The sequence below is a fragment of the Mycobacterium sp. NPDC006124 genome, assembly GCF_040614235.1.
Taxonomy (GTDB): domain Bacteria; phylum Actinomycetota; class Actinomycetes; order Mycobacteriales; family Mycobacteriaceae; genus Mycobacterium.
The window spans coordinates 35,392-47,634 of record NZ_JBEXUA010000010.1; the positions used below are offsets into that span (position 1 = coordinate 35,392).

Annotated in this window: 11 protein-coding genes and 1 pseudogene; 7 read left to right on the top strand and 5 right to left on the bottom strand. The window is 67.2% G+C overall.

The window, feature by feature from the left end; all coding sequences use genetic code 11:
* Position 1 precedes the first annotated feature (1 nt).
* Both ABZ195_RS19825 and ABZ195_RS19830 read right to left on the bottom strand, forming a co-directional pair.
* Entirely contained in the window at positions 2–775 is a 774-nt protein-coding gene (locus ABZ195_RS19825) for an enoyl-CoA hydratase (protein WP_355220753.1), read from the bottom strand.
* A gap of 7 nt (positions 776–782) precedes the next feature.
* The gene (locus tag ABZ195_RS19830) at positions 783–1,832 is read right to left on the bottom strand and encodes an enoyl-CoA hydratase/isomerase family protein (RefSeq protein ID WP_355220754.1); all 1,050 of its coding nucleotides are present in this window, start codon (positions 1,830–1,832) and stop codon (positions 783–785) included.
* A gap of 172 nt (positions 1,833–2,004) precedes the next feature.
* On the opposite strand from ABZ195_RS19830, the gene ABZ195_RS19835 reads away from it, so the two are divergent.
* Positions 2,005–2,856: a Bax inhibitor-1/YccA family protein gene (locus ABZ195_RS19835; protein ID WP_355220756.1), complete on the top strand. Its 852-nt coding sequence runs from the start codon at positions 2,005–2,007 to the stop codon at positions 2,854–2,856.
* A 204-nt stretch (positions 2,857–3,060) separates the two neighbouring features.
* Positions 3,061–3,918, top strand: coding sequence for a DUF559 domain-containing protein (locus ABZ195_RS19840; protein WP_355220995.1), 858 nt, complete (start codon positions 3,061–3,063; stop codon positions 3,916–3,918).
* A gap of 38 nt (positions 3,919–3,956) precedes the next feature.
* Here the strand turns inward: ABZ195_RS19840 and ABZ195_RS19845 are convergent, their stop codons facing one another.
* Both ABZ195_RS19845 and ABZ195_RS19850 read right to left on the bottom strand, forming a co-directional pair.
* The gene (locus tag ABZ195_RS19845) at positions 3,957–5,174 is read right to left on the bottom strand and encodes an acetyl-CoA C-acetyltransferase (RefSeq protein ID WP_355220758.1); all 1,218 of its coding nucleotides are present in this window, start codon (positions 5,172–5,174) and stop codon (positions 3,957–3,959) included.
* Between the two features lie 51 nt (positions 5,175–5,225).
* Positions 5,226–6,191 carry an SGNH/GDSL hydrolase family protein gene (locus tag ABZ195_RS19850; protein ID WP_355220760.1) on the bottom strand — a complete coding sequence of 322 codons (966 nt, stop codon included), beginning with the start codon at positions 6,189–6,191 and terminating at the stop codon, positions 5,226–5,228.
* Positions 6,192–6,385: 194 nt separating this feature from the next.
* On the opposite strand from ABZ195_RS19850, the gene ABZ195_RS19855 reads away from it, so the two are divergent.
* The 5 genes and pseudogenes from ABZ195_RS19855 (at position 6,386) to ABZ195_RS19875 (ending at position 11,125) form a co-directional block, all read left to right on the top strand.
* Entirely contained in the window at positions 6,386–7,423 is a 1,038-nt protein-coding gene (locus tag ABZ195_RS19855; protein WP_355220762.1) for an alpha/beta hydrolase, read from the top strand.
* Positions 7,424–7,452: 29 nt separating this feature from the next.
* On the top strand, positions 7,453–8,847 hold the full coding sequence (locus ABZ195_RS19860) for a cystathionine beta-synthase (protein ID WP_355220764.1): 1,395 nt from the start codon (positions 7,453–7,455) through the stop codon (positions 8,845–8,847).
* A gap of 161 nt (positions 8,848–9,008) precedes the next feature.
* Positions 9,009–9,383, top strand: a pseudogene (locus ABZ195_RS19865) (DUF4190 domain-containing protein); the annotation flags it as partial.
* Positions 9,384–9,467: 84 nt separating this feature from the next.
* A complete protein-coding gene (locus ABZ195_RS19870; RefSeq protein ID WP_355220766.1) occupies positions 9,468–10,550 on the top strand; it encodes a hypothetical protein in 1,083 nt (360 codons plus the stop codon).
* 44 nt (positions 10,551–10,594) lie between these two features.
* The gene (locus ABZ195_RS19875; RefSeq protein ID WP_355220768.1) at positions 10,595–11,125 is read left to right on the top strand and encodes an RDD family protein; all 531 of its coding nucleotides are present in this window, start codon (positions 10,595–10,597) and stop codon (positions 11,123–11,125) included.
* On the opposite strand, the gene ABZ195_RS19880 is transcribed toward ABZ195_RS19875, so the two are convergent.
* Positions 11,077–12,243, bottom strand: coding sequence for an acyl-CoA dehydrogenase family protein (locus tag ABZ195_RS19880; RefSeq protein ID WP_355220770.1), 1,167 nt, complete (start codon positions 12,241–12,243; stop codon positions 11,077–11,079). The genes ABZ195_RS19875 and ABZ195_RS19880 overlap by 49 nt on opposite strands.

Genomic DNA, 12,243 nt, shown 5'->3' on the forward strand with positions numbered 1-12,243 from the left:
TTTATCGGTGCGTGAAGTTCGGCGGGCGCTTCTCGGTGAAGGCCGCCATGCCCTCGGTCTGGTCGTCGGTGGCGAACGCGGAGTGGAAGAGTCGCCGCTCGTAGAGAAGCCCCTCGGTCAGTGAGGACTCGAAGGCGCGGTTGACGGCCTCCTTGGCCATCCGGGCCGCCGACAGCGACATGCCGGCGATGGTGGCGGCGGTCGAGTTCGCCTCCTGCAGCAGCGCGTCGGCAGGGACGACCCGCGACACCAGGCCACTGCGTTCGGCCTCGGCCGCGTCGATCGTGCGGCCGGTGAGGATCAGGTCCATCGCCTTGGCCTTGCCGATGGCGCGGGTGAGTCGCTGCGAACCGCCCATGCCCGGAAGCACGCCGAGCTTGATCTCCGGTTGGCCGAACTTGGCGGTGTCGGCGGCGATCAGCAGATCGCACATCATCGCCAGTTCACACCCGCCGCCCAGGGCGTACCCCGCGACGGCGGCGATGGTGGGCGTGCGGGTGGCGGCGAACCTCGACCACGTCGCGAAGAAGTCGGAGGCGAAGACCTCGGCGAACGACAGGTCGGCCATCTCCTTGATGTCCGCACCGGCGGCGAAGGCCTTCTCGTTACCCGTGACGACGATCGCGCCGATACCCGGGTCGGCGTCGAATTCCGCTGCAGCGGTGGTGAGTTCGACCATCACCTGGCTGTTGAGGGCGTTGAGCGCCTTCGGGCGGTTGAGCGTGATGGTCCCGACGCGGCCCTCGCGCGCGACCAGGATGGTCTCGTAGGTCATCGTTCGATCAATCCTTCTCGCCGGGGAACGTCAGGTCGGGGTCGGCCGGCGCGAAGTATTCGTCGACGGCGTCCTTGGAACACAGTGCCAGACTCGCCGGCGACCACTGAGGATTGCGGTCCTTGTCGACCAGGAGCGCGCGAATGCCCTCCACGAGGTCATGGGAGCCCAAGGAGCGGCAGGACGTGCGGAACTCTTGTCGCAGCGCGTCCTCCAGGGTGTCGAGCCGACCAGCCCGGCGCACCGCCTCCAGGGTCACCGACACCGCGATCGGGGACCGGCCGCCAACGAGGTTCGCGGCGTCCTCGGCCGGGCCGGGGCCCTGGGCCCGCAGTGCGTCGACGACGTCGGCGGCGGTCTCACCGGCGTAGCACTCGTCGATCCAATCGCGCTGTGCAAGAAGGGGGCTGGGGGGTGGTTCGACGGCGAACGCGGACAGGGCCGCCTCGATCCCGTCGGCGACGACGGCACCGGTGAAGTCGGGGATCCGGTCGTGGGGAACGTAGTGGTCGGCGAAGCCCATGGCAATGGCGTCGGCCCCGGAGAACGGCGCGCCCGTCAACGCGGCGTGCAGTCCGAGGCGGCCCGGCGCCCTGGAGAGCAGGTAGGTACCGCCGACGTCGGGGATGAAGCCGATGCCGACCTCGGGCATGCCCATCTTGGTGGTGTCGGTGACGACGCGGACGCTGCCGTGGGCCGCCACGCCGACGCCCCCGCCCATCGCGATGCCGTCCATGATCGCGACGTAGGGCTTGGGGTAGTGGGAGATGTAGGCGTTGAGGACGTACTCGTCGTGCCAGAACGAACGTGCCTCGGAGCCGTCGGCCTTGGCGCTGTCGTGGATTGCGATGACGTCGCCGCCCGCGCACAGTCCACGCTCGCCGGCTCCGGTCAGCAGCACGGTGTGCACGGCAGCGTCGTCGGCCCAGTTCCTGAGAGCGTTCTCAAGGTCGGCGACCATGCCGTGGGTGAGGGAGTTGATGGCCTTTGGCCTGTTCAGGGTCACGACACCCACGCCGTTCTCGACTTTTACTAGGAGATCCTCGTTTTCGGCCACGGTGTGCAATCTAGATCGTGACCCCAGGTCGGAGCGACACGGGTAACCTTTGCCAAGGAGTTCACAGTTTCACCGACGAGGCCGGGAACCGGTCCGAGTCGCCACACGTTGACCCATTGTTCGGCACAGTTCGTCACCCGACGGACGACAAGCATCACGAGAGGAACCGACGGTGCGCGAGAGCAGCAACCCGGTATTCCGTTCCCTGCCAAAGCAGCAGGGCGGCGGTTATGCCCAATTCGGTGGCGGAGCCGCCGGTTACGGCGCGGCCACGGTACAGGCCGATCCGTACGCGGCTCAGCCGTACGCCGACCAGTCCAGCAAGGTCTCCCGACCGCTCACCATCGACGACGTCGTCACCAAGACGGGCATCACGCTGGCCGTGCTGTCCGCGGTCGCGGTGGTCTCCTACTTCCTGGTGTCGCAGAACGTCGGGCTGATGATGCCCTTCACGCTCGTCGGCGGCCTCGGTGGCTTCGTCCTGGTCATGATTGCGACGTTCGGTCGCAAGCAAGACAATCCGGCCATCGTGCTGACCTACGCCGCGCTCGAGGGTCTCTTCCTCGGTGCCGCGTCGTTCCTGTTCGCCAACCTGGTCTCCACGGGCGGCCCCGGCATGATCGCGCAGGCGATCGTCGGCACGCTCGGCGTGTTCTTCGGCATGCTGGTCGTCTACAAGACCGGCGCCATCCGCGTCACGCCCAAGCTCACCCGCATGATCGTCGCCGGCCTGTTCGGCGTGATGGCCCTGATGCTGCTCAACATCGTCCTCGCCATGTTCGGCGTGGGCGGCGGCGAAGGCTTCGGTCTGCGCAGCGGTGGCCCCATCGCGATCGGCTTCTCGCTGCTGTGCATCGCGCTCGCCGCGTTCAGCTTCCTCATCGACTTCGACGCCGCCGACCAGATGGTCCGCGCCGGTGTGCCGTCGAAGGCGGGCTGGGGCATCGCGCTCGGTCTGACCGTGACGCTGGTGTGGCTGTACCTCGAAATCCTGCGTCTGCTCAGTTACTTCCAGAACGACTAGCAGCGCTTCCCCGGGAAGCCCGTTCGCGTATTGCGAACGGGCTTTCTGCTTGTCCGGGTCCGGGTGGGCTCTTCTCCCGAATCCCCCAACTCGTCGAGTGTGCTCACAGATCGCGATTCGTCCACAGATCGCGATCTGCAAGCACACGCGACGGGGCGTGCGGTCGGTCGCCACGGTGACGCTGCCAACGTGGACGACGACACGATGCCCTTCATCGGCAGCGAGGCACTGGTCAACGGGCGGGTGGCCAACAAGTACCGATTGCGCACCGCGCATCGGCCAATCCTTCCCGACATCTACCTGCCCGCCGGTGTTCAGCCGACGCTGCGGCAGCGGATCCGTGGCGCGTGGCAGTGGACCTACGGCGACGGCGTCGTCTGCGGGCTGGCGGCTGCGGCGATGCACGGCAGTCGCTGGATTGCCGACGACGTGCCGGTCGAACTCATCTGGCCGAATGCACGCCCGCCGCGCGGCGTGAAGACCCGTCGAGATCGTCTGCGCAGTGGCGAGTTCGAAACCATCGACGGCATGTGGGTGACCACGGCGGCGAGAACGGCGTTCGACCTCGGCCGTCGAGGATCGGTGAACGGATGCGTCGAGCGCCTCGACGCACTCGGCAACGCAACGGATTTGGCGGTCGAGGCGGTGATGGCGGTGGCGAAGCGGCATCCGGGATCACCAGGGGTCCGACAGCTGCCCGCGGTGCTGAACCTGTACGACCCGGGCGCCGAGTCGCCGAGAGAAACGTGGTTGCGGCTCTTGCTGATTCGGGCGGGCTATCCACGCCCCCGCACGCAGATTCCGATAGGCGGGGGCTACGGGCAGCCGACGTACTTCCTCGACATGGGTTGGGAAGACGTAAGACTCGCCGTCGAGTATGACGGGGACCACCATCGCACCGACCCGGTGCAATTCGCGAAGGACATCGTGCGCGTCGAGCGAGTCCAAGAACTCGGGTGGCACGTCATTCGGGTGGCGAAGGCCAATCGGGAATCAGACGTCCTGGCGCGCGTGCAACGAGCGTGGCAATCGAGTGTGCGTACAGATCGCGAAAAGTTCTGAGATCGCGATCTGTACGCACACTCGATGGAGAGGAGCGGTTAGCTCAGGCGCTCGATGACCATCGCCATGCCCTGGCCGCCGCCAACGCACATGGTCTCCAGGCCGAACGTCTTGTCGTGAGTCTGCAGGTTGTTCAGCAGCGTGGCCGTGATGCGGGCACCCGTCATGCCGAACGGGTGGCCGAGCGCGATCGCACCACCGGAGACGTTGAGCTTGTCCTCGTCCATCCCGAGCGCGCGAGCCGAGCCCAGCACCTGAACGGCGAACGCCTCGTTGATCTCGTAGAGGTCGATGTCGCCGATCGACTTGCCGGCCCGCGCCAGCGCCTGCTTGCACGCCTCGATCGGGCCGAGGCCCATGATCTCCGGCGACAGCCCCGACACACCGGTCGACACGATGCGGGCCAGCGGTGTCAGCCCCAGCTCCTTCGCCTTCGTGTCGCTCATGATCACCACGGCGGCCGCGCCGTCGTTCAGCGGGCACGCGTTGCCCGCGGTGATGGTGCCGTTGGGCCGGAAGACGGGCTTGAGCTGGCTGATCTTCTCGTAGGTGGTGCCGGCGCGTGGGCCGTCGTCCTTGGACACGACCGTGCCGTCGGGCAGCGTGACCGGCGAGATCTCCCGCTCGAAGAAGCCGCTGTTGATGGCTTCCTCGGCCTTGTTCTGGCTGCGGACGCCCCAGTGGTCCTGATCCTCGCGGCTGATGCCGGTGAACAGGGCCACGTTCTCCGCCGTCTGGCCCATGGCGATGTAGACGTCGGGCAGCAGGCCGTCCTCGCGGGGGTCATGCCACTCCGTCGCGCCGGTCGCGGCCTGGTCGGAGCGGGCCTGCGCGTCCGCGAATTCCGGGTTCTTGCCGTTGGGCCACCCGTCGGCGCTGCCGTTCATGAAGCGCGACACGGTCTCGACGCCGGCGGAGATGAAGGCGTCGCCCTCACCGGCCTTGATTGCGTGAAACGCCATCCGGGTGGTCTGCAGCGAGGACGAGCAGTACCGGTTCACGGTGGTGCCGGGCAGGAAGTCGTAGCCCAGCTCGACGGCCACGGCACGCCCGATGTTGAAGCCCGCCTCGCCGGCGGGCTGCCCACACCCCATGATCAGGTCGTCGATGTCGCGCGGGTCGAGCCCGGGCACCTTGTCGAGCGCCGCCTTGACCATCTGTGCCGCCAGGTCGTCGGGCCGCATGTTCACCAGCGAGCCCTTGTTGGCGCGGCCGATGGGGGAGCGGGCGGTGGAGACGATGACGGCTTCGGGCATGGCGAACTCCTCGTTCAGTGGCTTCTCGGCACGGTGACGGCTACAGCGAACTTAACCCGTGACCGTGGCGACGATCGGTGCGGGTACGCCCGTCGTCCGCCGCCAGAACTGCGCGGCCCCGCCCAGACGGGCCAACAACGAATCGCCGCCGCCCCGGGTTTCGAGTGCCGGCTCGACGTCGGCGTCGACGGTCCACTCGCCCAGTGCCTTGCACAGCGCGGGCAGCAGCTGCTGGGCGGCCAGCGCATAACCGGCCGCCGACGGATGGAACATGTCCTGGGAGAAGAACTCCTCTGGAGCCTGCTGAAACTCCGAGGCCAGCAGCTCCGAGAACGGCACCGGAACGCCACCCGCAGCGCGCACCTCGGTGGCCTGTGCGTGGGCCAGGCGAAGACCGATCGTGCGGGCGACGGTGCGCAGCGGCTGCGGTATCGCGGTGATGACGCCGAAATCCGGACACGTGCCGACGACGACGACGGCCCCGCTGCCGCGCAGTCGCCTCACCGCGGCACCCACGCGCCGTGCCGACTGCCCGACGCCGTTGAGCGCGGTGACGTCGTTGGCGCCGATCATCACCACGGCGGCATCCGGCGGCGGACCCGCCACGAACATGGCGTCGATCTGTCCCGAGAGGCCCTTCGACGTCGCGCCGACGATCGCCTTGGTGCTCAAGCGGATCCGCTTGCCGGACTGCTCGGCGAGTCCGCGGGCGATCAACACGCCCGGCACCTCGTCGGCGATCCGGCAGCCGTAGCCGGTGGCCGTCGAGTCGCCGAACACCATCAGATGGATGTCGAACGACACGCCGCGATGCCACTTCTCGAACGGTCCGCCGCCCGGCGCGTAGACGCCGTCGGCCCGCGGGGGGACGTCCCACGACTTGGGGATGACCTGGCGCGCTTGGTCGGCCTGAACCTGCAGGAGGTTCCGGGCTCCGACGTACGCGGAGCCCGTCGATGCGAGCGTGGCGGCCGCTGCCAGGGCAATGGTCGACCGACGCGGTCCACGGATGACCACGCGATCAGTTTAGGTCCGTCGGGCCGGGTTATCCGCGTGGTCACGGTCACGGCCGGTCACGGTGCGATATCAAGTCCGGTACGAAATCAAGTTCTACGTTCGTTGAACATTTGGCAGGTGTCAAGCTAAGTTACCTGGGGTTGGCTAAGCATTAACCGAACCGGGCACTACATTGGCGTAGGGAAGTGGTGACGATGACCGCACCAAGTGAGATCTCCGGTTCGTACGGATCCGCCGTAACCAGTGGTAGGGCGCGTAAAACGCGACGATTCCCCGTCAGTGACGGTACCCCGGTCGAAGTGGTCGAAGACGGCCCGAGCCTTGCGGGTCGGTTGTTTGCTCTTGGAGCAATGCTGACAATCAAGCCAACGCTCGCCGTGGGTAGTTACGCGTCGCGAGTGCCATTCCCGTTCGGCGTGGTCGACTTCGCTGCCCGCGTGCTGCGACCAGCCCCAGGCACCGTGCGGGCCACCATCGGCCTGCCGAATTGCACTGCGCAGCTCATTAGGGCGGCCGGTGTCTTGCCGGCCGACGGCAAACGCAGCGTCATCCTGTACCTGCACGGCGGGGCGTTCCTCGCCTGTGGTGCCAACACCCACGGTCGCATGGTGACCGCGCTGTCGCGGTTCGCCGACAGCCCGGCCCTGGTCGTCAACTACCGCATGATCCCCAAGCACTCCATCGGCGAGGCGGTCGACGACTGCTACGACGCCTACCGCTGGCTGCGGCTCAAGGGGTACGACCCGTCCCAGATCGTCCTGGCGGGCGACTCGGCGGGCGGTTATCTGTCGTTGGCGCTGGCCGAACGCCTCAATCTGGAGGGCGAGCTGCCCGCGGCGATGGTCACCATGTCGCCGCTGTTCGAGATCGACAACGACGGCCGGGCCCAGCATCCGAACGCACACTCCGACGCGATGTTCCCGTCGAAGGCGTTCGACGCGCTCGTCGACCTCATCGAACGTGCGGCCAAGCGCAAGTCCGAGGAGGTCTACGAACCGCTCGACCACGTCGAGACCGGTCTGCCGCGCACCCTCATCCACGTGTCCGGCTCGGAAGTTCTGCTCAACGACGCCAGAAAGGCCGCGCACATGCTCGCCGCGGCTGGTGTGCCCGTCGAAGTGCACGTCTGGCCTGGTCAGATGCACGTATTCCAGTTGGCGGCGCCGAGTGTGAAGGAAGCGACGCGGTCGCTGAAGCAGATCGGCGACTACATCCGAGAGGCGACCTGGTAACCGAACCGTGCGCCTGACACGATGGACGCATGCGAATCGCGGGTCATGTCAGTGAGCTCATCGGCAATACGCCTCTCGTCCGGCTGAACTCCGTTGTGCCCGAAGGTGCGGGCCTGGTAGCGGCCAAGATCGAGTACCTCAATCCCGGTGGCAGTTCCAAGGACCGCATCGCGATCAAGATGATCGACGCCGCGGAGGCCAGTGGCGAGCTCAAGCCCGGTGGCACGATCGTGGAGCCGACCTCCGGCAACACCGGTGTCGGGCTGGCCCTGGTGGCGCAGCAGCGTGGCTACCGATGCATCTTCGTCTGCCCCGACAAGGTCAGCGAGGACAAGCGAAACGTGTTGCGCGCCTACGGTGCCGACGTCGTCGTGTCACCGACGGCGGTGCCGCCCGATCACCCCGACAGCTACTACAGCGTCTCGGATCGCCTGGTCCGCGAGATCGACGGCGCGTGGAAGCCCGACCAATACTCAAACCCGAACGGCCCTGCGAGCCACTACGAGACGACCGGTCCGGAGATCTGGGCCGACACCGACGGCAAGATCACCCACTTCGTCGCCGGCGTCGGCACCGGCGGGACGATCACCGGCGCCGGCCGCTACCTCAAGGAGGTCTCGGGTGGTGCGGTGAAGATCATCGGCGCCGACCCGGAGGGATCGGTGTACTCGGGTGGCACCGGCCGGCCGTACCTCGTCGAGGGCGTCGGAGAGGACTTCTGGCCGTCGGCCTACGACCCCACCGTCACCGACGAGATCATCGCGGTCTCCGACGCCGACTCCTTCGAGATGACGCGCCGACTCGCCCGCCAGGAAGCGCTCCTGGTCGGCGGGTCCTGCGGCATGGCCGCGGTCGCCGCGATCCGCGTGGCCGAGCGGGCCGGGCCCGACGCCGTCGTCGTGGTTCTGCTGCCCGACGGCGGAAGAGGCTATCTCTCAAAGATCTTCAGCGATTCCTGGATGTCGTCGTACGGCTTCCTCCGGGAACGGCTCGACGGGTCGATGGAGCAGACCACCGTCGGAGACGTGTTGCGCGGCAAGTCCGGTGCGCTGCCCGACCTCGTACACACCCACCCGTCGGAGACGGTGCGCGACGCGATCGGGATCCTCCGTGAGTACGGGGTGTCCCAGATGCCAGTCGTCGGTGCGGAACCCCCCGTGATGGCGGGCGAGGTCGCGGGAAGCGTCTCGGAACGGGAACTGCTCTCGGCGGTGTTCGAGGGCCGGGCCAAGCTCGCCGACGCCGTGTCCCAGCACATGAGCCCGGCGCTGCCGCTCATCGGTGCGGGCGAATTGGTCAGTGCCGCAGCCAAGGAACTACGCGACATCGACGCCGTGATGGTGGTCGAGGAGGGCAAGCCCGTCGGCGTGCTGACGCGACACGACCTGCTCGGGTTCCTGTCGAACGGCAGCACTCGCCGATAGCGATGCCGCAGTGCCGGATTCGGCCGTCCCACGCCCCTTGGCCGGGGCAAGGACTTCGAGCGAACAGATGACCTTTTGGTGACCTCTTTCAGCAGGTTCTCGGGTAGGGTAGCAGCGCTTAGGACCAGCACATTGCTTAGTGGAAGGCGTTCATGACCGAGTATCCGCCGCCCCCTCCCGGCAACTACCCGCCGCCGCCTCCAGGCGGAAGCTATCCGCCTCCGCCTCCGGGTGGAAGTTACCCGCCGCCGGGGGGACCCGGAAGTTATCCGCCACCAGGTGGATACGGCGGTTTCGAGCCCGCTCCCACCCCCAGTAACAACAACCTCGCCATCGCCTCCCTGGTCTGCTCGGTGATCGGCCTGTTCTGCGGGATCGGGTCGATCGTGGGGATCATCCTCGGCTTCGTCGCAATCAATCAGATCAAGCAGACCGGCCAAGCCGGCCGCGGCCTCGCACTGGCCGGCATCATCGTCGGCGCGGCGTCGTTGGTCATCAGCTTGATCGCGTACTTCGTGTTCTTCTCCTCCAACTGATTCGCCGTCTCGCAATCGCCAGGCGCGGCCGCCACGCCTCGTGGCCGTAGTCGCGCTTCGCTGCCCGAACCATCAAGGACTGACATGACCAACCCCCCACCACCGCCCGAGGGTGACCACCCGTCGAACGAGGGCAACTACCCGCCCCCGTCGCAAGGCAACTACCCGCCGCCCCCGCAGGGGAACTACCCGCCACCGCCGCCCCAGGGCGGTTACGGCGCACCCCCACCGCCGCAGGGTGGTTACCCGCCGCCCCCGCAGGGTGGCTACCCGCCACCGCCACCGCCGCAGGGCAGTTATCCGCCGCCCCCACCGCCGCAGGGCGGCTACGCCCCGCCGCCTCCCGGCGGTTACCAGCAGGGCGGTTATGAGCAGGGTGGTTACCAGCAGGGCGGTTATCAGCAGGGCGGTTACCCCGCGCAGGGTGGCTACGGCGGATACCCGCCTGCCCCCACCAACAACGTCGACGTCGGCGAGGCGTTCGGGTGGGCGTGGAACAAGTTCAGCAAGAACGCCGTCCCGCTCATCGTGCCGACGCTCGTCTACGCGCTGGTGCTCGCGGCCGTCTACGGCATCGTCACGTTCTTGGCGGGCGCCGTGGCGCCCACGACGACGAGCACGTACGACTCCTATGACGGCGGGGGCTTCAGCTATTCCTACGGTGCCGGATACGGCGTGGCGAGCATCCTGGTCTTGATCGTCGGCTATCTGGTGTTGTTCGTCCTCGGCGGGGCGATCGCCTCGGCGTACTGGGGCGGTCTGCTCGACATCGCCAACGGCGAGAAGGTCGAGATCGGCTCATTCTTCAAGCCGCGCAACGTCGGCAGCGTCCTGATTGCCAGCTTGATCGTCGGCATCGCGAGTTCCATCGGCTCGTTCCTCTGCATCATCCCGGGCCTCCTCGTCTCCATCTTCACGTTGTTCACCACCGTGTCGATCGTCGAACGCGGGCTGTCGCCGGTCGACGGGATCAAGGCAAGCGTCGGCATTGCCAAGAACAACTTCGTTCAGGTGCTGCTCACCTGGCTGATCGCTCTGGTCATGATCGTGGTGGGTGCGCTGGTCTGCTTCATCGGCCTGCTGGTCGCCGCTCCGGTGGCATACCTGTTCATGGTGCACGCCTATCGCAGGCTGACCGGTGGTCAAGTGGCGCCATTGACTCCCTAGCACCGAAGACGGGTCCTCGTCGGGTCGTTCGGTAGCGTCGTGTGGTGCAATCCTCGGAACCCGGAGTACCGATCCACGCGCCCTGGTGGCGGCGGGTCGTGGCGGCGGTCGTCGACCTCGTTCCCGTCGTCGTGCTCGCCTTGGTGGCGGTAGCCCTGGTGTCGTTCACGCGAAACCCGGTGTGTGACGGCGATCCATCCGCGCGTGACCTCGGGTCTCAGTGCGGTGATGCGGGTGCGACGCCGCTGGGCTGGTGGTGCTTCGTCGCCTGCTGGGTGGCGTCGATCGGGTATGCGCTCTGGAACGTCGGGCGGCTGCAGGGGCGCGGCGGTGCGAGCCTGGGCAAGGGTCTCGTCGGAATTCGGGTCCTCGACGCGACGACGCTTCAGCCGATTGGCTTCTGGCGGTCGACGATTCGCCAACTCGTCCACGTCGTCGACGTCCTACCCCTTGGGCTCGGTCTGCTCTGGCCCCTGTGGGACCGCAAGCGGCAGACCTTCTCCGACAAGCTGACGTCGACCGTGGTTCAGCGGAAGGCGCTGACTCCGGTGAGCGCCTCGCCGATCACCAACTGATGCACCTCTGAGGTGCCCTCGTAGGTGAGCACCGATTCGAGGTTGTTGGCGTGACGGATCACCGGATACTCCAGCGTGATGCCGTTGGCGCCCAGCAACGTTCGGCACTGACGGGCGATCTTGATCGCCTCGCGTACGTTGTTGAGCTTGCCGACGCTGACCTGTTCGGGCTTGATCGTGCCCGCGTCCTTGAGTCTGCCCAGGTGCAGGGCCAGCAGTTGTGCCTTGCCCAATTCGACTGCCATGTCGGCGATCTTGGCCTGGGTCAGCTGATAGCCGGACAGGGGCTTGTCGAAGACCTCCCGGGTGCCGACGTAGTCCAGCGTCGTCTCCAGGCAGTCACGGGCCGCACCGACCGACCCGAACACGATGCCGAATCGGGCCTCCGACAAGCAGGCCAACGGACCCGACAAGCCCCGTGCGCCCGGTAGTTTGGCATCCTCCGGTACGCGCACGTCGTCGAGGCTGAACTCCGAGGTGACCGATGCGCGCAGCGACATCTTGTGCGTCATCGCCCGCGCCGAGAAACCTGGCGTCGAGGTGGGAACCGCGAACCCGATCACGCCCTCCTCGGCCCGGGCCCAGACGATCGCGACGTCGGCGATCGAGGCGTTGGTGATCCACATCTTCGATCCGTTGAGGATCCAGTCCGACCCGTCGCGGCGGGCGGTCGTCCGCATGCCGCCGGGGTTGGAGCCGAAGTCCGGTTCGGTCAGACCGAAGCAGCCGATCGACTCGCCGGCGGCCATACCCGGGAGCCACTGCTCGCGTTGCTCCTCGCTGCCCCAGCGGTGGATGGCGAACATCGCCAGCGAGCCCTGCACCGACACCAGGCTCCGCAGGCCGCTGTCGACGGCCTCGAGCTCCTGGCACACCAGGCCGTAGGCGGTGGCCGACGATCCGCTGCAGCCGTAGCCCTCCAGGTGCATGCCGAGCAACCCCAGCTTCCCGATCTCGACGGCGAGGTCGCGTACGGGCACCTCACCGGTCTCGAACCATTCCGCGATGTTCGGGCGCAGCCGGGAATCGCCGAACTGCCGGACCATGGTGCGCAGCTCGAGATCCTCGGGGGTCAGCAGCGTGTCGAGGTCGAGAAGACTTTCGATCGTGGTGGACAT

Coding starts and splice junctions, on each gene's coding strand:
- ABZ195_RS19825 (WP_355220753.1), bottom strand. CDS start 775: ATGACCTACGAGACCATCCTGGTCGCGCGCGAGGGCCGCGTCGGGACC.
- ABZ195_RS19840 (WP_355220995.1), top strand. CDS start 3,061: ATGCCCTTCATCGGCAGCGAGGCACTGGTCAACGGGCGGGTGGCCAAC.
- ABZ195_RS19845 (WP_355220758.1), bottom strand. CDS start 5,174: ATGCCCGAAGCCGTCATCGTCTCCACCGCCCGCTCCCCCATCGGCCGC.
- ABZ195_RS19855 (WP_355220762.1), top strand. CDS start 6,386: ATGACCGCACCAAGTGAGATCTCCGGTTCGTACGGATCCGCCGTAACC.
- ABZ195_RS19860 (WP_355220764.1), top strand. CDS start 7,453: ATGCGAATCGCGGGTCATGTCAGTGAGCTCATCGGCAATACGCCTCTC.
- ABZ195_RS19870 (WP_355220766.1), top strand. CDS start 9,468: ATGACCAACCCCCCACCACCGCCCGAGGGTGACCACCCGTCGAACGAG.
- ABZ195_RS19880 (WP_355220770.1), bottom strand. CDS start 12,243: ATGTCCACCACGATCGAAAGTCTTCTCGACCTCGACACGCTGCTGACC.